Origin of the sequence: Thauera sp., from assembly GCF_047601425.1 — a bacterium.
Classification (GTDB): domain Bacteria; phylum Pseudomonadota; class Gammaproteobacteria; order Burkholderiales; family Rhodocyclaceae; genus Thauera.
The window spans coordinates 1290034-1308384 of the sequence record NZ_JASGJL010000001.1; the positions used below are offsets into that span (position 1 = coordinate 1290034).

Below are 18351 nucleotides of genomic sequence, written 5' to 3' on the forward strand. Positions count from 1 at the left end.
AAGACCCGCCACGGGTAGGCCCAGACGCCCGCGCCGTGGCCGATCTGGGCGAGGCTCACGACGGCGCGTTCGAGCTCGGTGAGCTGTCGCTCGGGCGGCCGGCCTCGATGAGCCGTCCGAGCGCCTCGAAAAAATCCGCGTTGAGCGCCCGGACCTTGGCCCACACTTCGCGGATTTGCGAGGGCGTGAGGTGCTCGATGTCGGCCGGCTCGAGGCTGGTGAATACCGGCAGGTCGGCGGCGTCCAGGCCCTCGTGCAGCACCGCCAGCAGCGCGTCGCGGTCGCCACCAGCGACCACGGAGGCAAGCCACGCGCGAAACTCGCCGACGGTGAGCTCGCGCACGATGACGGACCGCAGCGTGTCGCCGTCGCCGATTGGCAGTACCTCGCGCAGGCCGATGCGGGTCTGCTCGGTCATACGCGCTTCTCGAGGAACATTCGCCCGAACTGGCCGAGGTTGCTGTCGGGCTTTTTGGTGGGATCGGCCAGGGCGCCGCCCTCGATTGGGAATTCGCCGGTTTCTTCCTGGATGAAGCCGAAGCCCGTCGTCGGCGACCAGCGAACGCGGTACCAGTCGCCCACCATGCGGGGGTTGCCTTCGGCAGCGGTGTTGACGCCGAGGAAGCGCACCCAATACTCGCGCTCGGCGGCCGACAGGAGCTTGATGGCCTTCACCGCAGCCGGGGTATAGCTGGCCGTGAAAGGGCCGACGAAGGGGCCGTTTTCGGTCAGATCGACGATTTCGATGGTGCCGCCCTTGGCGTCGAGGATGTAGTTGACGTCCTGTTCGAGCGTCTTCGGCGACCCGCTGGTGGAATCCTTGATCGTGACGGCGGAAACGTCGAAGGCGCCGAGCATCAGGAAGGCGCCGAGCGGCGGTAGCTCGGCGCTGTGGGTGATAGGCTCATCGACGATCGGGGTGACGGCCTGGGTGATGACCTCGCCACGTGTGAGCAGCGCAGCGACGTCCTCGTCCATCTGCACGAGCGTGGCCGACAGGTTGCACTTCATTTCCTTGGTTCGGCGAACCGCGAGGGCGCGCATGCCGGTGTAGTTTTCCTTGCGCTCGTAGACGTCCTCTTCCATCATCATTTCGAAGGATGGGGCATCGCCCTGCCAGATCATCGGCCCCGGCATGCCGTTGATGTTGCGGGGGGCGACGAGGAATCGGCCTTGTCCGGAGATGTATTCCAACATGCTGCTGCTCCTGTCTGATGTGTCGGATCAGTCTGGAGCAATGGCAACATGGGCGCCATTACATGGATGTCCTCTTGGGATCAGTGCTGGATAGCGGAAACGACCCCGTTCTCAAAATAAATGAATCGGTAACCGCCATCGCCGCCCATCACCCATTGCACTACCTCTCTCTGTGCCGTGGTCGTGGTATTGATTGAGCGCGGACTGGGCGTGTATGTGCAGGTTCTGACGAAGCGTTCGGTCATTCCAAGACGCAGTTCTACTGTCTCAGCGCTTCCGCACGCTCGCTGCCGCAGTTCGGCCATGCGCGCTCGGTATGCCTGATCCCTTTCGGCTCCCGCTTCTCGGGCGGCGTCCTGAACTTCCCAACGTGCATTCCGCTCGTCTTCTAATTTTTTTGCCCGCGCCGCGCGCTCTTGCGGAGATTCCTTTGAGGGCTGCTCTTTCTGAACGGGCCTTTGAGTCTGCTGGCGTTCCTGCCAACTTCGCCCAGCCGCGGGGGCGACATCGATGGTTTCTGCCTCCTCGCCACAAGGCTTGTCCGAGAAAACTGTTTTCCCGCCCTCGGAACACTTATAGACGTGGGCGTTACACGTCGATGCAAACAGCATCAATAAAAAGAATGCGATCCGGTTCATGGCGAGCCCCAAAAATATCCATTTTAGACGCTCATGGGTTCGCGAGGTTTTCCTGGAAGATCACCTCGATCGCCACGCCAGCCGCGACGATGTCGCTGCCGAATGACCGGGCATCGATGATGCGGCCGGTATAGGCGATGCGGGTGACCAGGCCGCCCAGGGTAAGATCGTCGGAGAAGATGGCGCGCTTGATGTCGGCGATCAGCAGCCGCGCGACGCGGTTAGGGTTGTCGGGGTCGCAGCGGGCAACTGCGTCGAACTGGAAAGGCTGGGTGTTGAGTGCCCAGACTCCGGCGGGCAGCCTGCCATCACGGCCCTTGGTTTCGCCGACGGTGTCTTCGGGCTCGATCATGACGACCGCGGGCAGCGACTCGGGGTCCAGTTGCTGCTTGCCCTCATAGACGTGCTTGCCGAGATCGGTGGCATAGCCGTTGCCGCGGGTGATGGTCATGAGCCGGGCACGCAGGGCCTCGGCGATCTTGTCGGCTTTGCTCATCTCCGGCTTCCGGTGAGTTCGTATTTCAGTTGGGAATTGATGGCGGCGGCCAGCTTGGTCTGGATGTCGCCGGTATTGGTGCTGGCCCAGCGGCGGAAGAGCTGGTCCGGGCTGGGGCCATACTTGTGCTCGATGGCACCCTTGGCACGGCCGACACGGATGAAGATGCCCATGCCGTTGCCGCCGTCGGCATTGCCGGCACGCAATGGCAACAGAAAGGCGCCGCGCATGGCCTCGCGGCTTCCTGCCCGCTTGACCTTGACTGAGACCCCGGCAGATTTTCGGCCCCAGGGTATGCCACGGCTGGGATCGCCGACGCTGCGATACATGTGCTTGACCGGCGCCGTGAGCTGGCGCGCTGCGAAGCGGGCAAGGCGGACGTGTCTCACGCGCACACGGATTTCCGCCTCTGGTTTGCTCTGTCGAGCCTTGCGCAATGACATCTGCTGGCCGATGTAGCTGGCCGGCAGGTTGATTTCGGCGGCGATACCGCGGCGGGCGGCCGTCATGGTAGTGCTGGCGACGGCATTGACGGCACGGTATTCCGCGCGGGCCAGCGCGGCCGGGATGTCGCGCACGCGGCTGGCGGATTGTTTGAGCGCCTCGACGCCGACGATGTTGATTTTCATCAGGCGGGCCGATCACGCAGGATCCATTCCTGCACGCGGGCATCGCCGCGCAGCATGGCGTCGAGCTCCCAGCAGCGGCCGCCGATGATGTCGAGCGGGTCGCCCTTGCGAGGCTGAACGCTGGCGCGCAGCGTGGCGGTGGTGACGAGCACGGGCACCTCGCCGTAACCGCCGACGGTCTCGACGTTTTCGGTAATGATGGCCTCGACGCACTCGCCCTCGCGCAAAACCGCCTGCTCGCCGAAATGGGCGAACAGGCGGTCATGCATGCGGGCGAATGCGGCCGAGGCCCGGGCCATCAGGTGCGCTTGAGGTGGATGATGGCCCGCGGCCGGGTGCAGATGGCGAGCGGGTTGGATTGCACCTGAATGTCGACGCCAGTGTTCATGCGCATGGCTTCGGTCTTCAGGTAGAAGGGCAGGCCCGGGGTGTTCACCGTTTCCATGTAGTCGGCCGGCGAATAGTTCGACCAGGAACATGTCCGGCACGCCTTCGGGCACCAGGATGGCTTCGTCGCTGGCGACGAAGGGCACGCCCGCGACGCTGCCGCGGTAGTTTTCCCAGGTGACGCCGCCGAACGTCAGGCCGGCGCGCACGTCGGTGCGCAGGACTTCGCCGTCGCGCCAGCGCTCGTACGAGGTCTTGAGCTCGGGGTGGGCGACGAAGTCGTCGAAGAACTGGTCACCGCAGAAGGCGCGGAAGCCGCTGACGTAGGAGGCGCCGAGCACGTCTTCGCTCTTGCGCTTGGCCTGCACCACCATCTTCAGCAGGTCGGTGGTGTCGACATCGAGGTTCATGTCGTGATCGATTTTTGCGACCTGGAACTTGTCATACAGGTCTTCGAGGACCGTTGTTCCGTCAGCATCGAGAATCAGCCCCTTCAGCGCCCCCATGCGATGAAATTCGATGGTGGTTTCGATATCGCGGCGATGCCGGCCGCCGATGCGCAGCACCTTGCCCTGCACGGTTTCGACTTCGGACTGCTGGCCGAAGGCGCGGGCGTTCTGGACCTCATCGGCCATCATGGCGTCGTCGCGCTTCAGGTGCTTGCTGCGGAATGCAACGGCGCGGCGGGCTCCACGCGGCCGGGTTTCACCGGGAGCGCCGCGCTGGCCGGCCTTGACCAGACGCAGGGTGTCGCCGTCGAGTTCGAACCAGGCGTCGGTGGTTTCGATGGGCTCGTTGCGGAACAGGCCGAGCTCGAGCAGACGAGTCGGCTGGAACGGCGCCTCGCTGATCGCGGCAGAGAGGGTGGTGACGCTGAAGGCGTCGTCGTTGAATACGTCCATGGTAGCCATGTGGGCTATCTCCTGTGATCAGCGGAAAATGATTTGCGCGGCGGCAAGGTCGATCTTGCCGGCGGCGTCGATGCCGGTGAGCTCGGCTTCCTTCACTTCGGCGTGGCGGAAGATGCCGACGCCGGGCGCGTCGCCATCGGTGGCGTCGACGCCGTCGTAGAGGACGGCGACGGCGGTGCCGAGGCCGGTGGTGGTGTCGGCGTTGCTGTACTTGCCGAACTTGCCGGCGTCGTCACCGGAGGTGATCTGGCCGAGCACCTGGCCTGCGTGCAGTACGCCCTGGCCTTCGGCGATGGTGATGAGTTCGCGGCTGATGGTGCCGTTGGCTTCGGCCAGCAGGAACTGCCCGGCGCGGGATTTTTCGGTGAGCATGTGTGGATCTCCTGGGGTTAGCGGACGTTGCTGTTGAGGGCCGCGTAGATGCTGTCGACCGACACGGCAGGCTTGGCCTGGGCCTGCGGGGCCTTGGCATCGGGGGTTGCACGCGGGTGCGTGTCGGTGTGGCGCGCATCAGCCTCGGCGGCCTGGGCGTCGATGAGTGCCTTGCGAACTTCGGGCAGCGACTTGCGGCCGCGGATGTAGCCGGCGGCCGCGTCGGCCACGCCAGCGAAGGCGCAGAGGTCGCGCACTTCGCGAGCTTCGGCGATGGCGATCTTGGCCTGGGCGGTAGTGGTGATGCTGCCGTCGAGCAGCCAGGCGGAAACGTAGTCACCCAGGCCTTCGGCGACGGCCAGGGCATTGACCTGGGCGGCAAAGCTGGCCGTTGCGGCGGCAGGCGGGCTCGGTTCGGGCTCCGGGGACGGATCGACGGGCGCGGGGTCGGGCTGCGGATCAGCAGCAGGTGCCGCGGCCTGCGCTTCGGCGCGGGCGAGGACGTCGGCCGGGATTTCGAGCGCCTGGGCAATGGCCTCCAGCGGGCTGGCAGCAAGCGCGGATGTTGCGTCGGGTTGCTCTCGGATTTCGATCACCGAGTCTGCCCAGCCCGCGGCGACGGCCTCGCGGGCTGTCATCCAGGTGTCGCCGGCGATGGCTTCGGCCAGTTCTTCGGGTGTCTTGCCGGTGCGGGCGGCGTAGGTCTCGATGATGCTGGCGTTGAGGACGCGCTCGGCCTCGGCGTCTTCGACCTCTTCGCCGTCTTCAGTGGTGATGGAAACGCCATGCACCATCATGCTGGCATTGGCGTAGATGCGGATTTCATCGGCGGCCATGGCGATGATAGTGCCGGCGCTGGCGGCAACGCCTTCGATGATGGCAACCACGCGAGCCGGATGGCGCTTGAGCGCGCCGTACATGGCGAGCGCTTCGCTGAGCTTGCCGCCGAACGACGTGATGCGGACGACGATCTCGTTGACCGAGTCGGCCGCCCACTTCAGTTCGTAATCGAGGCTTTCGATGGTGCGGCCTTCCATCCAGTCGCCGATGACGCCGTTGATTCGAATGGTGGCGCTGCGACCGTCGTCAGCAAGGTTCCAGGCGAACCAGGGTTTCTTTTTCATGGCTGGTTTCCGTTGATAATGGGGGAATCGTGCGCGGGATTGAATTTCGGCGCCATTACACGGATGTCCGGTTACGCGCAGGCGGCGGTCAGGGGCGGCACCACACAGAACGACACCGCCTTCCGCCGCCCACCCGCACTGGTGACGGTGTTGGTGACGACCCCCTGGCTGCCACTGATGAATGCCGAGGCGACCGCACCGTCATGCACCGCGAAGCGGTCGACGGTGATGTCGCCATCGGCCTCCCACGCGCTGCTGACGATGGGGTCGCCCTTGAGCAACGCGGAGTAGTCAAGCCCGTAATCGAGCTGGTCGAGCGGCCCCTGATAGATGACCAGGGTGCCGGCGGAAAGGCGAACGAAGGCGGAGCGGGTCATGTTGGGGTCTCAGCGAAGGGCACGACGTAGATGCGGATGGGACCTGGCACGGCGTAGATCCGGTGCGTCGGCGGGCGCTGGGCGTCGCCGATGGAGTAAGCGAGGCGAGCATCCTGCTGCGCCCTGCCCTGCACTGCGTAGGCCATGGGCGCATCCGTCTGCACGGTCAGGCCTTCGAGGATGCGATAGGCGATGCTGGCGTCCGCGGTGACGACCTCGCGCTCGAGGACGCGGTACGCGATACCGGCATCAGCCCGAGCCGCCTGCCGGACAAGGTAATGCGCAACCGCATCGGCGAACGCTGGCGAGCGGATGGCATAAGAGGCGGATGCAGACGTCTGCACGGCACCACGCACTGCATACCCGAGCACCACCTCCACGCCGACGGCGCCGGACACGCCGTACTGGATGGGGGCGTCGGCCTGGACAGCACTGGCCGACAGGACGGCATAGCGGATTTCGACATCGGCTGCGACCCGCCCCCGAGCACGGTACGAAACGGGCGCGTCTCCACGTGCGACCCCACGGATGGCCGCAGCAAGCACCGCATCGGCATGGACCGATCCACGCACGCGGTACGAGAGCTGCGCCTCGGCCCGCACGCCAGCACTGACCGTGTACGAGACCGCTGCACTCGCTTCTGCCGCCGCTCGGACACTGTATGCCAGCGCGGCAGAAGACCCTGCAACGCCTCGCACCGCATAGCGAATGTCGGCGCCGGACTGAACGCCACCCCGGATCCTGTAGCTGACCGTGGATTCCGCTTGCGCGGCGCGCCGCACCGCATATGCGAGGCCGGCGTCCGCGACAACCGTGGAGGTGGCGGCGCCGGTGTCGAAGAAACCAGGATCGAAGAAGCCGGGCGAGAAGAAGGCGCTCATGTTGTCACCAGGGCGTCATGAGCAGGGGGTGACGTTTGCGGCCTGCGGGGCTGAGCGCATCGGTCGGCGCGGGATCGCCATCCGTGCCAAATCCGACCGCAGCGATACGCACCCACCCCGAAGTATTCGAGCTGCCCATTGCGCCAAACCCGAAAAGGCCATCGGAGGTGATGCGGTTCGCAGCAGTGTCGGTCAGCGCGATGAAATCGCCAGGTTCATGTGTATTGGTCGCCCACACTTTCGCTCCGAACCGCACCAACGTCGGCTCAGTCTCAACTCTCACACGCATGCAATACACTGTTTCTGCGAGTAACGGAGCGGTGAAGTTTCCGAATCGCACAGATTCAGCGCCACCGACGCGTCGCCGAAGCTCGAACGCGGTATTGTCTCGGTGATGCAGCGCTTGATAACCTGTCGCCCCGGCAGCAGACGCTACGGTTCCTCGGAGCACCAACATCGGTATTGTGCCCGCCGCTACAGTCGAGTAGTAACGCATGTACATCTCTGAGACGCCGCTTGTTTTGGGCGCGTTCGGGATGTACGCAATTGCGCGGCGATTACCAGAATCGCGAAACGAGAGACACCCGCCGACGATTGTCGTCGCATCGGTAGTATCCCAGATGCGTACAATGCTGGACGGAAGCGGGCCATCGGGGAGGCCCGAGAAGTCGGCGAAATATTGCGCCATCATTCGCCCCATTGAACAGCCGCGACAACGTCCGCGACGGTCTGAGCGGCGTTGATTGCCGCTCGCATCACCTGGCTCTGCACATGAATCGCACCGCGCCACTGCAACGCAGCTACGCCGAATTCGATCATTTGCGCGGGCGTGAGCATATGCGTGATGTTTTCGAATACCGTCCAGGGCATCACCGGATCAACAACGCCCGCAGCATTGAGCGCGATAGCCCCCGTGGTCGATGCGGTGAGGTCCGACTTGACTTTATCCGTCATTTGATTGTGATGCGTGTCGCCGCTGGGATACAGATACGGCATCAGCCCACTTTGCCGCTCGTTGCGCTCGGCTTTGACGCGCTGCCACGCGAGTTCTTTAGCGGTTTCGGGGGATAGATCCTCGACAACCCAGGCAACCACATGGGGCACTCGTGACGTATCGATCTGCCGCGCACCCTGCTGCTGCCACCATTCGAGCGCCGGGCGGGTGACGGCGCAGCGGGCAATGCCGTGCTCTACCAGCTCGTCGTCCGACAGCCGCTCGGGGTTGATGATGTGCGGCAGCAATGTGCGTAGATTTGCGATCGGCTCGCCACCTGGTAGCGTGTAGTACATCATCGTCATGCCACAGTTCCTCCATCGCCGACCCAGCCGCCCGGCGTGCCGCGCAGTACGATGCAGTTCTGTGCATTCGCGGCATCGCTGAACTCCGGTGCTGAGCCGCCGATCCAGGTCACGCTTGTTACCGTGACGGCATGGCCGCCGGCGTTGTCGTTGGCGAAGATAAGCGTCAGGTGCTCGGTGGTGCCGACAGCAACAGACGGCAGCGTCAGTGTGACGTTGCCGGTCAGCGTCGCGGTCTGTACCGACCCATGCGCAAGGTCAATCGACACCGCGCCATTGATGCTGCCGAGTTCGTGCAGGGCACAGACGTGGTCCTCGTTCCACTGCGGTTCATCGATTACTGCCGTCGTCGTTTTGTGTCGTAGCCTCATGCCACTGTCCTCCCCTCGCAGTATTCGCCCAGCGTGCCGGGGCTGTACTGCTGCGGCGTCGGCAGCCCCAGCGCCTCGGCGCACCACTCGCTGCAAAACGCACCGAAGTCATTGCCGGGCCGGTTGAAGACCTGGCGCTTGATGAGATCGAGCCAGCCGTAGGGCTCGCCCTGGGTGCTCCGGAAATACCACTGGACCTGCTCGGCATCTGCCCAGGGCAGTTCGATGTAGTCCCAGTGCGCCGGATTCGGCTCGAGGCGCTTGGCCCGCACGCCGCCATCGCGCACGCTGGATGAGTACCAGATCTCGCCGATGACGAGCTCGCAGTGGCTGTACGGGCTCTTCGTCCACCAGCGGATGAGCGCGTTGCCGAGATTGCCTCGGCCCTTGTAGAGCGCGAGCTTCATGGTGGTCACGGGTTGGTGTCGCACTCGACGCGGATGAGTGCGGTGTCGAGGATTACCGTAGTGCCAGCGCCGACGGTGCGGCGTATCCAGATGGCGCGGTGTTCGCCGGGCAGGATGTCGCCAAGCACGATGCCGGTGCTGTAGTCGCTGGACACGACGAAGGCGACATCAACTGGCGCGGTTTTCTCGTCTGCAATGGTCTGCTCGGTAGCGCCGGCCGCGCTGGTGCCCACCCCGAGGTCGAATGTTGTAGTGGGGCTAGGGGTGTTCTCTTGCATCCATGCGCGTGTGCCGAGCATTGTCAGGGTAGCGTGCGCGTTGTGGATGTAGATGCAGCGGTACTCGACGTGCCCAGCGACGGCTTCGACGCTGGGCACGTCATCGAAGATCGACAGCGGCATGGCGGTGCCGGATTTGGCGCCGCCGAGCGAGGCGTTGGGGTCGGCGTTGGCGGCGCCGCCGGAGAGGCGGTAGATGATGTCGGGGGTGTCGATGGGCATGGTGATCAGTCCTCAAGGATGGCGGTCAGGCAGTCGTCGTTGATGGCTTTGCAGCGGGTGCACCAGGGGTAGCGGCGCGGGGTTGATTGGCACGGCCGATGGCGTCGACGAGCATGCGGAAAGCGTCAGGATCACGATTGCAGTCAAGACGCGCGGCGGATGCGATGACTTGTTCATAAGCGGCGGCCTCGGTCAGGTGACGAGATGCGGTCTGTGCGTCACGCGCTGCAGCCTGGGCGACGGCACGGGTTGTGGTGTCGAGCTGACGACGTGCAGCGTCGAGCGTGTCGGCAGCGGTCTGTACAGCGCCGCGGGCATCGCGCAGTTCGGAACGCGCAGCATCGCCTGTGCCCAAGCGGTAACCGCCCAGGCCACCCAGACCGAGCCCCAGCACAACGGCAACGAGAACAAAGCGGATCGAGGCCACATCACGCCCTCCCCGTGCCAGCCAGCGCCCGCGCGGCGGCTTTGGTCCGCTCGGCGCGGTCGGCGAGGCCGTTGTAGCCGCCGTTGATGCCCTTCGTGACGGCTCGGACGTCGTCGCGATCCGCCTGGGGGTTGAGGTTTTCGGTGTGCCAGTACCAGCCTGCCGACAGCGCTGCGTACAGCGGCTCTTCGAGCATCTCAGGGTGCGCAAGCAGATCCAGCCCCAAGCCGATGCCGCACTGGCGGTACCGGTCGCGGCCGGTGATCTGGATCAGGCCCCGGCCACGGTAGCGCCAGCCGTCGCCGCTCTTGACGGGGCCGTTGCCCATCCGATCGGCGTAGGTCAGGTTGGCGATGTCGGCCGGACGGAGGTGCAGGATGCGGGCGGTGGCATTGGGTGCGCCGTTGAGGGCGTAGCGCTGCGGCCAGGTGCGAGCCAGGCCTTCGGCCGAGTAGTTGAGGTTTTCGACGACGGCCGAGAAGCCGGCGGACTCGTGCGCGATCTGCGCCAGCCAGTGGGCGAGGCGCTGAGCGGTGTCGATGTGGTAGCGCTCGGCGGCGATGCGCAGCGGCTCGACGTACAGCGCGGCGTTGCGCTCGGTGGCGCCGAGGGCCTGCAGGACGGCGGCGGTGATCATGATGCCCCCCGATCGAGGCGACGCCGGGCGATTTCCTGCCCCCACGCCCTTGCCTTGTTGACGCCGTACAGGCTGATGACGGACGAGATCGCCCCGCCCCAGGCCGGGGCGAAGCCGAACTGAACGGCCAGGTAGGTGATGACGAAGCCGAGCGATCCGCACAGCCCGACTTCGAGCAGCTTGCGGATCCAGCGCGGTTCCTTGTCGTCGTACATGACCCGGAAGAAGGCGATGACGGTGCTGAAGAGCGCTGCGCGGACAGGCTCGGGGAGCGCGTCCCAGACGGCGAGCCAGAGGGTTGGGGATTTTTCAGGCATTGGCCTGTCCTTTTTGGGCTGTCGGAATCTGGAGCGTTCGTTCGCGCGCGGCATCCGCGGCGCGCTCCGCGTCGATCTGCTCGACGTCGTCGCCATTGGCGGCCACCACCCCGGTGCGGCTGCGGAAACCAGCGTCGACCTCCATCTTTTTGGCTTGGACGTCTTGCGTGGGGTGGATGTAGGGCCAGGCGTGAGGCGACCAGGTGCAGCGGCAGAACTCGGCGAGTTCGGTCTGTTTGAGCAGACCGGCGAGTACGGCAGCACGGCCGACGGTGTCGCGCACGGGCTGGCAGAACTGCGGGATGATGAGCTGCCACTGCTCCTGCTCGCAGGCGCGGCGGAACTCGTTGATGACGATGCGCAGGGTGCGGTCGGAGACGTCGCGGATGTCGCCGGTTAGCAGTTCGTAGGGCGTGCCGCCGCCGGCGGCAATGCCGAGGTGCTGCTGGCGCATGAAATCGGCGTAGTTGGCGCCGGCATCGGGCGGGCTGGAGAACTTGACGTCCTCGCCGGGTGCCAGTTCCTGGACGAGCCCGGGTTCGAGACCGATCATTGGCGCGCCGTCGTGGTCGGATTCAACAGGCTGGCCGGTGGCAGGGTCGATGATGGGGTCACTACCGGCCGGCTCGCGGGTGATGAAGGCGGCGTAGAGGTTGCTCAGCTCCTGCCGGAACACGACGGCGTCGTCGAGGTTGTCGACGCTGCGTTGGCGGGTCATGACCGAGACGTTGTTCGGCACGCCGCGCAGCGCGCCGGGGCGCGCGGGCTTGTAGATGTGCCGCATTTCGCTGGCGGGAACCCGGACCAGATCGGCATGGCTGACGGCGATGGTGGGACCATCGCCAGGGTGCTCACGGTAGCACCAGTACGCGGCGCGGCGACCGATGCGATCCAGTTCGATGCCCTGGCGGATGCGGTGCCCGATGGGCATGCCGGGCCAGGTGTCGGCGTCAAGTGTCGGCACCATGTCGGACTCGAGCAGTTGGACCTGCAGCGGGACCATCAGGCCGTCGTCGAGCCGGCGCGGGCGGAAGCGGACGAAGACTTCGCCGGCGGACTTGAGGGTTTCCACGGCGAGGGTCTGCTGACCGTAGAAGTCGAGCACCCCGTCGGCATCGGAAGATGTGACGAAGGCATCCCAGATCTCGGCGAAGCGCTGCTTGCGGGTCGCGGACTTGGATTCGGAGCGAGCGATGATGCCGACCCCGATCAAGTTGGTGGCCCAGACGCGAGCATTCGCGGCGCCGCTCCAGGTGTTGCGGGCGGCGTCGCGGGCGCGGTTGCGGATTGTGTTCAGGCCCGCGAGCGCGCGGTTGGGGCCGGTGCCGGGGGCGCGCCAGCCGCGGGTGCGGCGGCCGTGGCCGGCGGCATCGTATTGGGTACGGGCGATGAGGACGGGGCCGGCGGCGACTGCGACCGGCGCCGCTGCGGGCGCAGCGTGGGCGGCGTGCTTGGCGGCCTTGCGGGCTTTCTTGTTGCGCTTGCTCACCGGAAGCCCCTCCCGGCGTGGTACAGGCGGGCCGCGCGGCGCCGGGGCTTGCCGGCGGCGGCGGCGGCGTCTTCGGCTTTCAGGCGGGCGAGGTAGTCGCGGGCGCGGATGAGGTCGGAGACGGATCGATACTCGACGGTGGAGCCGTCCGCTTTGCGCACGAGCCGCTCGCCAAGGGCGATGGCGGCATTGAGGTCGTCGATATCGGTCTGGGGGATCGGCATGATTCGCTCAGTTTGCGTTTTTTGGCTTTTCGGCGCCCTTACGCGGATGTCCCTGCGGCTTTTTCTTTCGACCAGGGGGCAGCGTGAGCGGCAGCTGTTCCCAGTGCGCGCCCTGCTCTTCCGCTTTCGGCAGGTCGGGGGGGAGGAGCCCGAGCGTTTGAGCAGCCAGCCGATACCGCCGAATATGGCGGACGGATCGGCCGTTTTTTTCCTTTATCCCGTGGGCAATTGCTCTTTCCGAGAACCCCATCTTTGCCAGCTCTGCAACCTCGCGCATTTTTCGCAGCCGGAAAAACTCTTCGTTGCCCGGAATCCTGACCGTTTGCCCGCCGACCTCAGCGCATAGCCTGGCGGCCGCGTTGGCGCCAAGCAACAGAGTGAGCGCGTGCTGCGGGTGCGGCGTAGTTGGCACGTAGATGACCTGCCGGCCGAACACGGCGATCAACCGGCAGGCGGCAGAGAAGCCAAGCACGGCGCCTAGGTCTTCAGCGAATCCGTTCTCGTGGTCACCGATCATTTTTTGGCCTATCGGGCGAGGTAGCGAGACTGCGTGGCGCGGCGCGCCGGGCGGTGGCGGGGTTGCGTGGGCTGGTTCGTTGAGGCGGGAGGTGGCGCAGGCGCAGCGGTTGCGGCGGCGGCCGGCTGGGGGTGGTCGGCGGCTGCGGCGCCGGGCGGCTTGCCGGCCAGCGCGGCGATGCGCAGCTCGTCGGCGTCCCAGTCTTTGGCGGACTTCTTTTCGAGCTGCAGTTCGGGGTGTTGGGTGGCGGCCCAGGCATAGACCAGGGTGTCGAGTGGCTCGTTGCGGGCGGCGCCCTTGCGCTTGACGTAGCGGCCCTTGGCGGGGTCGAAGATTTCGGAGACCAGGCCACCGAAGTAGTCGTCGGACAGGCTGTCGGGGAAGCGGAAGTGCCGCAGGGCGGGGTCTTGCTTCTTCGGGTCGGCGGCGGCCTGCTCGACCAGATCCGCATCTGCGGCCAGGCGGCGGTACAGGGTGTGCTTGATGTTGACGGTGCCGACCGTCCAGGTGCGCAGCGCGTTGTCGGAAGTGTCGGCCTTGCCCTTGTAGGTGGTGTCCTCGATCTTAGGTTTGGACAGCGGCACGGCGTTGGCAGCCTTGGCGCCGAAGATGACCATGGGGCGGCGGATGAGCGCCTTGCGGGCGTAATCCTTGACGGCTTGGGTACGGTGGCCGCGGCCGTCGATGGCGGTGGCGCTGATTGGCAGCAGGAGGCCGGATTCGTGGCGGATGCCGCGGTTGATGAGGTCGGTGAGTTCGATCCAGACCTCGTCGTGCTGCGGGTCGCCGAGGATGACGACGTAGCCGAGGATGGCACCGCGGCGGTTGCGGCCCCAGCCGACGATCTGCACTTCGAGCCGGTCGTCTTGGGTATCGACGCCGGCGGTGATCCAGACGACGCCCCACGGCGCGACGCCGAGCGGGATCGGCTCGGCGCGGTCTTTGATGAGATTGGCGCGGACGTTCTTCAGGCTGCGCTCTTCCCAGGCGCGGGCGAGGCGGTCGTTGACGAAGGTCTTGAGCGCGGCGGGGTCGCCCTGGGCTTCGAGCCACATGCGGACGAGGTCCAGCCAGCGCGGGCCCATGCCGATCTGATAGTAGAGGCAGTTGATGTGGTAGCCGCGGATGCGCCGGCCGGGATGGGTCGGCACCCAGCGGGCGATGCCACCGGCCTTGGCGTCGCGCAGCATCTGGGTCTTGTGGTGTTCCTCGATGAGCGCGCCGCATTCCCGGCAGACGTACCAGACTTCCTTCAGCGTGTCGGCGGTGGAGCCTTCAGGCCAGGTGAGTCCTTCCCATTCCAGCGACTGCAGCTCGCCGCAGTGGGGGCACGGGACATTGTAAAGGCGCTGGTCGGAGCGCTCCCACAGATCGGTGGTGCGGCAGGCGCCGCGCACGCCAGGGGTAGAGACGTAGCCGCGCTTGTAGCGGGATGGGAAGGCGCTGGTGCGGCCTTCCAGCATCTTGAGGGGGTCGTCACCATCCTTGAGGCTGTTCGCGAACTCGGTGAGTTCGTCGACCAGCAGGTAGCGAACGGTGGTGGATTTGAGGCGTGCGGGGCTGCCGGCGTGCTCGACGTAGAGCTGGCCGCCGGCGAAGTCCTTGAAGTCTTTCTGGTTGGCGGCGTTGCGGCTGGCGGTGCTGGTGAGCACCTCGCGCACTTTGGGGGTTTCGTCGATCAGTGGGTTGAGCTTCTGGTTGATCCACTTGTTCATCGAAACTTCGCCCGGCAGGCAGACCATCAGCGGGCCGGGGGCATGTTCCATGATGTAGCCGACGGCGTTTGTTTCGACCTCACTCTTGCCGAACTGGATGGGGAACATCAGCACGATGTCCTGCACCGGGCTGCGTGCCGAGAAGCAGTCCATCGGCTCGCGCAGCGGCGGGTTGTTGTCGGTGCGCCAGCGGCCGGGCTTGGGGCTTTGCTTGCTGGAAAGGTATCGGTGTTCATCAGCCCACTCGGAGACGGTGAGTGCCTTGCGTGGGGCAACGGCTCGGGTGATGGCGCGCGCGACGGTGGCAACGGCTGTCATAGCTACCGAATACGGTTGAACAGGCGGCGCAGCGCATAGCTGCGGGCGAGACTGACGGCGGTGAAAATGAGGCCGATGGCGAGGTGCTGGCCGGCGCTGGCGTGCAGGCCGAACAGCGGGAAGACGGCGGCCTGGGTGGCCACGGCGATGCCGTAGCCGATGGCGACGTTGGCGATGGCTTCGAGGGCGGAGTGGCGGCGGGTTTGGGGCATGGGGCGGGCTCGGCAGGCTAGGCGGTTTGGGGCGCTTCGGGGAAGGGGTCGCCGGTTTCGGCGTGGATGGCGCGCTGACCGGTGAAGTTTTGCCAGCGGCGGACACCCACGTCGACGTAGTGGGGGTCGAGTTCCATCGCATAGCAGATACGGCCGCTCTGTTCCGCCGCGATGAGCGTGGAGCCGGAGCCGCTGAAGGGCTCGTAGATGAGGCCGCTGGGCGGGCAACTGTTGCGCATGGCTCGGGCCGGCAGCTCGACGGGCTTTTGAGTGGGGTGCTCGTAGCTGAGGCGGGGGTCGCGTTTCACCCGCCAGACGTCTGACGCTTCGTCCAGCGTGCGGCCTGAAAACCACATTTCCTTGCACCGGCCCTCTCCCTTCCAGCCGAAGTAGATGACCTCGAACTGGCTGTGGTAGTTGTTCCGGCGCAGAACCATGTTCTCTTTCACCCAAATGAGCATGGCGGGCGCACTGCGCAAGTAGGCGTCGAAAAGGCCGTAGTACATCTGGACGTTGGACGCGCCGCCGCAAAAGTAGAGGCGTGCGTGTTCCCGAGTCGCGATCTCGATCGCGTGCTTGAAGGCGATAGGGATTGCAGCCTGCGTGATGTCGCCCGCGATGGATTTTGACGCGGAGCTACCGACGTAGGCGACGCCGTAGGGCGGGTCTGTGAAAACCATGTCGGCACGCTCACCCCCCATCAGACGGCCCACGTCGCCCGATTTCATGCTGTTTCCGCACATCACCCGATGCTTGCCGAGTATCCACACGTCGCCCAGCCTGCTGATGGCGTTCGGGCGGGGTTCCGGCACGGCTTCGGCGTCGCCCAGCTCTTCCCCTTCGGCGCCGTCGGCGTCGAGCTCGCCCAGCAGGTCTTCGAGTTCGTCGGCGCCGAAGCCGGTGAGGTCAAGATCGAAGTCGAGCGCGGCGAGGTCGCGCAGTTCTTGCGCGAGCAGGTCGTTGTCCCAGCCGGCGTTGAGGGCGAGCTTGTTGTCGGCGATGACGTAGGCGCGTTTCTGGGCTTCGGTGAGGTGCGCGAGGCGGATGCAGGGGACTTCGGCCAGGCCGATGGAGCGGGCGGCCATGACGCGGCCGTGGCCGGCGATGATCTCGCCGCCCTGGTCGATGAGCACGGGGTTGGTGAAGCCGAACTCGCGGATGCTGGCGGCGACCTGAGCGATTTGCTCGGGGCTGTGGGTGCGGCTGTTGCGGGCGTAGGGGATGAGGCCGTCGATGGGCTGGTGTTCGATGGCCTGGGGAATGGTGGGCGTCATGCGGGGGTTTCCTTGGCGATCTTGTCGAAACGGGCGGCGAGGTTGCCGAGGGCGGCTTCAATTTCGTCGGCGAGCAGCAGGCGGACGCGGGCTTCGTCGGTTTCGGCGGCGAGGATGGGGGCGATGCTGTCGGGCAGGTTTTCGAGTTCGGTGCGGATCACGCTGGCGGCGTTGGCGATGGCGCTGCGGACTTCGTCGGCGGGCAGGAGCTTGCCGATGGCGACTTCGTAGTCGCGCTTGGCCGACATGGCGAGGTAGCGTTCTTTGACGGCGCGGGCGGCCTGGTAGGTGTTGCCGATTTTTTCGGCGCCGGCGGCGGCTTGCTGGACGGGGCTGGGGTCGGGGGCGACTTCGGCCGGCGTGCGGGCTTCGGCGTGGCGCTGGGCGACGTCGGCGCGGGCGGGGTTGCGGGTGGCTTCGATGCGGGCGACGGATTCGGCGACGCGGACGCGCTTGCCGTCATCGGTGAGGACGAGGCGGCCGTCTTTTTTCAGCGCGGTGATGTAGCTGGGCCGGAAGCCGAGGTAGTCGGCGAATTCCTTGAAACTGAGGGTGTCGGGCTGGCCGGCGTCGGTCATTGCTGCGGGCTCCAGGGCTGGACGTGGTCGAAGTCGCGCTCGAAGGAGCGGATGCCGTCGAAGAAGCCGCGGTAGAAGTCGGCCAGGCTGGTGTCGATGTGCAGGGCGGTTTGTTCGGCGCGGGGGTTGGTGTTGATGTTGGCGGAGGATTCGAGGACGTAGCCCTGCCCTGCCGCGTCGTAGCCGGCCATGATCTTGCTGTGGTTGCGGAACACGGCCAGCCGGCCGCCGTGGGCGTGCAGGACTTCGGCGAGCAGGACGTGCTCGTCGGGGTATTGGCTGGGGAAGATTTCGCCGCAGTAGGCGTCAACACGGCCGATGCGGCCTTCGAGCAGCCAGCGCTCGATCTGGGCGACGTCGTCGAGGGCCATGCACCAGGTGGAGAACAGCAGGTAGTCGAGCAGGGCACGGTCGAGCAGGAGCGTCAGGTAGCTGAGGCTGTCGATGTCGCCCTGGCTGATGAAGTGCCACGACGTGCCGGGTTCGAGCTGCTGGGGGAAGACTTCGGCCAGGGCCGCCGTGGATGCGGCGCGGCGGGTCGCCCGCCGGGAGGCGCGGCGCGTGGCCTGGACGTGTGCCTTGTGGTGCTGTTCGTGCACCAGGGCAGCGGTCGCGGCGAGGAATTCGTCTTCGAATAGGTCGGTCATGGTTTGGCGCCTTCCGCCTTCCTGGCCTTCAGGCAGGCTTCAGAGGCGTTGGAGAGGGTGACGGGTACAGCTCCGGGGCTGAGGGCGCCCAGCGGGCCGATACGGGCGTCACGCAGGCCCTCGATGAGGCCGAGGTGGTGGCAGGCGCGGGCAAAGGCGTGGAACTCGGGGAATTCCTGCCGGAGCCGGGCGTTGAAGGCTTCGACGTTCTCTTCGCTGCACATAAGGATTTTCGGCTGCTGCGTTTCTACTTCCACTTCTTTTCCTTTCAGGGAAGAAAACAAAGAAGTAAGGGGGGTGTGCGGCATGTGCGGCATGGTGTGCGGCATGGTGTGCGGCATGAAACCCGCGTAAACGCTGGGATGTGCGGTATGTGCGGCATGTTTACGCGTATACGTGAGGGGAAA

The 18351-nt window shown here is 65.8% G+C and carries 27 protein-coding genes and 1 pseudogene; all 28 read right to left on the reverse strand.

The genetic code is table 11. The features are described 5' to 3' along the window. Positions 1 to 55 precede the first annotated feature (55 nt). Positions 56 to 418, reverse strand: a complete 363-nt coding sequence (locus tag QM748_RS06245; protein WP_415246166.1) for a hypothetical protein — start codon at positions 416 to 418, stop codon at positions 56 to 58. Continuing rightward, entirely contained in the window at positions 415 to 1197 is a 783-nt protein-coding gene (locus QM748_RS06250) for a hypothetical protein (protein ID WP_415246167.1), read from the reverse strand. Before QM748_RS06250 ends, QM748_RS06245 begins: the two co-directional genes overlap by 4 nt. 80 nt (positions 1198 to 1277) lie before the next feature. After that, positions 1278 to 1835 carry a DUF4124 domain-containing protein gene (locus QM748_RS06255; RefSeq protein ID WP_415246168.1) on the reverse strand — a complete coding sequence of 186 codons (558 nt, stop codon included), beginning with the start codon at positions 1833 to 1835 and terminating at the stop codon, positions 1278 to 1280. 31 nt (positions 1836 to 1866) lie between these two features. Next, positions 1867 to 2331: a hypothetical protein gene (locus QM748_RS06260; protein ID WP_415246169.1), complete on the reverse strand. Its 465-nt coding sequence runs from the start codon at positions 2329 to 2331 to the stop codon at positions 1867 to 1869. Beyond that, entirely contained in the window at positions 2328 to 2960 is a 633-nt protein-coding gene (locus QM748_RS06265; protein WP_415246170.1) for a phage tail protein, read from the reverse strand. The genes QM748_RS06260 and QM748_RS06265 overlap by 4 nt, the downstream gene beginning before the upstream one ends. 298 nt (positions 2961 to 3258) lie before the next feature. Then, positions 3259 to 3405 (reverse strand): major capsid protein, encoded by a 147-nt coding sequence (locus QM748_RS06270; RefSeq protein ID WP_415248028.1) that lies wholly within the window; start codon positions 3403 to 3405, stop codon positions 3259 to 3261. Between the two features lie 37 nt (positions 3406 to 3442). After that, positions 3443 to 4258 (reverse strand): annotated as a pseudogene (locus tag QM748_RS06275) (major capsid protein); the annotation flags it as partial. 18 nt (positions 4259 to 4276) lie between these two features. Beyond that, positions 4277 to 4630, reverse strand: a complete 354-nt coding sequence (locus QM748_RS06280) for a head decoration protein (RefSeq protein WP_415246171.1) — start codon at positions 4628 to 4630, stop codon at positions 4277 to 4279. Between the two features lie 17 nt (positions 4631 to 4647). Beyond that, positions 4648 to 5754 (reverse strand): head maturation protease, ClpP-related, encoded by a 1107-nt coding sequence (locus tag QM748_RS06285; RefSeq protein WP_415246172.1) that lies wholly within the window; start codon positions 5752 to 5754, stop codon positions 4648 to 4650. Positions 5755 to 5825: 71 nt separating this feature from the next. Beyond that, positions 5826 to 6131 carry a hypothetical protein gene (locus QM748_RS06290; protein ID WP_415246173.1) on the reverse strand — a complete coding sequence of 102 codons (306 nt, stop codon included), beginning with the start codon at positions 6129 to 6131 and terminating at the stop codon, positions 5826 to 5828. Then, a complete protein-coding gene (locus QM748_RS06295; RefSeq protein ID WP_415246174.1) occupies positions 6128 to 7012 on the reverse strand; it encodes a hypothetical protein in 885 nt (294 codons plus the stop codon). Before QM748_RS06295 ends, QM748_RS06290 begins: the two co-directional genes overlap by 4 nt. 4 nt (positions 7013 to 7016) lie before the next feature. Continuing rightward, positions 7017 to 7703, reverse strand: coding sequence for a hypothetical protein (locus QM748_RS06300; protein WP_415246175.1), 687 nt, complete (start codon positions 7701 to 7703; stop codon positions 7017 to 7019). Continuing rightward, on the reverse strand, positions 7700 to 8311 hold the full coding sequence (locus QM748_RS06305; RefSeq protein WP_415246176.1) for a hypothetical protein: 612 nt from the start codon (positions 8309 to 8311) through the stop codon (positions 7700 to 7702). Before QM748_RS06305 ends, QM748_RS06300 begins: the two co-directional genes overlap by 4 nt. Then, complete coding sequence (locus QM748_RS06310) at positions 8308 to 8682, reverse strand: hypothetical protein (RefSeq protein WP_415246177.1); 375 nt, start codon at positions 8680 to 8682, stop codon at positions 8308 to 8310. Before QM748_RS06310 ends, QM748_RS06305 begins: the two co-directional genes overlap by 4 nt. Further along, the gene (locus QM748_RS06315; RefSeq protein WP_415248029.1) at positions 8679 to 9089 is read right to left on the reverse strand and encodes a hypothetical protein; all 411 of its coding nucleotides are present in this window, start codon (positions 9087 to 9089) and stop codon (positions 8679 to 8681) included. Before QM748_RS06315 ends, QM748_RS06310 begins: the two co-directional genes overlap by 4 nt. A gap of 5 nt (positions 9090 to 9094) precedes the next feature. Further along, complete coding sequence (locus QM748_RS06320; protein ID WP_415246178.1) at positions 9095 to 9589, reverse strand: hypothetical protein; 495 nt, start codon at positions 9587 to 9589, stop codon at positions 9095 to 9097. Between the two features lie 25 nt (positions 9590 to 9614). After that, positions 9615 to 10016 (reverse strand): hypothetical protein, encoded by a 402-nt coding sequence (locus tag QM748_RS06325; RefSeq protein ID WP_415246179.1) that lies wholly within the window; start codon positions 10014 to 10016, stop codon positions 9615 to 9617. Between the two features lies 1 nt (position 10017). Beyond that, on the reverse strand, positions 10018 to 10653 hold the full coding sequence (locus QM748_RS06330; RefSeq protein WP_415246180.1) for a glycoside hydrolase family 19 protein: 636 nt from the start codon (positions 10651 to 10653) through the stop codon (positions 10018 to 10020). Next, positions 10650 to 10970: a phage holin family protein gene (locus QM748_RS06335; protein WP_415246181.1), complete on the reverse strand. Its 321-nt coding sequence runs from the start codon at positions 10968 to 10970 to the stop codon at positions 10650 to 10652. Before QM748_RS06335 ends, QM748_RS06330 begins: the two co-directional genes overlap by 4 nt. Beyond that, the gene (locus QM748_RS06340; RefSeq protein ID WP_415246182.1) at positions 10963 to 12459 is read right to left on the reverse strand and encodes a phage portal protein; all 1497 of its coding nucleotides are present in this window, start codon (positions 12457 to 12459) and stop codon (positions 10963 to 10965) included. Before QM748_RS06340 ends, QM748_RS06335 begins: the two co-directional genes overlap by 8 nt. Continuing rightward, a complete protein-coding gene (locus QM748_RS06345) occupies positions 12456 to 12683 on the reverse strand; it encodes a phage head-tail joining protein (RefSeq protein ID WP_415246183.1) in 228 nt (75 codons plus the stop codon). Before QM748_RS06345 ends, QM748_RS06340 begins: the two co-directional genes overlap by 4 nt. A 7-nt stretch (positions 12684 to 12690) precedes the next feature. Continuing rightward, positions 12691 to 13200: a hypothetical protein gene (locus tag QM748_RS06350; protein ID WP_415246184.1), complete on the reverse strand. Its 510-nt coding sequence runs from the start codon at positions 13198 to 13200 to the stop codon at positions 12691 to 12693. An 8-nt stretch (positions 13201 to 13208) separates the two neighbouring features. Next, entirely contained in the window at positions 13209 to 15233 is a 2025-nt protein-coding gene (locus tag QM748_RS06355) for a phage terminase large subunit family protein (protein WP_415246185.1), read from the reverse strand. Positions 15234 to 15235: 2 nt separating this feature from the next. Next, positions 15236 to 15445 (reverse strand): hypothetical protein, encoded by a 210-nt coding sequence (locus QM748_RS06360; RefSeq protein WP_415246186.1) that lies wholly within the window; start codon positions 15443 to 15445, stop codon positions 15236 to 15238. Positions 15446 to 15462: 17 nt separating this feature from the next. Next, entirely contained in the window at positions 15463 to 16719 is a 1257-nt protein-coding gene (locus QM748_RS06365) for a site-specific DNA-methyltransferase (RefSeq protein ID WP_415246187.1), read from the reverse strand. Next, complete coding sequence (locus tag QM748_RS06370; RefSeq protein WP_415246188.1) at positions 16716 to 17297, reverse strand: hypothetical protein; 582 nt, start codon at positions 17295 to 17297, stop codon at positions 16716 to 16718. The genes QM748_RS06365 and QM748_RS06370 overlap by 4 nt, the downstream gene beginning before the upstream one ends. After that, positions 17294 to 17944, reverse strand: coding sequence for a hypothetical protein (locus QM748_RS06375; RefSeq protein WP_415246189.1), 651 nt, complete (start codon positions 17942 to 17944; stop codon positions 17294 to 17296). Before QM748_RS06375 ends, QM748_RS06370 begins: the two co-directional genes overlap by 4 nt. Next, positions 17941 to 18285, reverse strand: coding sequence for a hypothetical protein (locus tag QM748_RS06380; protein ID WP_415246190.1), 345 nt, complete (start codon positions 18283 to 18285; stop codon positions 17941 to 17943). The genes QM748_RS06375 and QM748_RS06380 overlap by 4 nt, the downstream gene beginning before the upstream one ends. Positions 18286 to 18351: the final 66 nt, after the last annotated feature.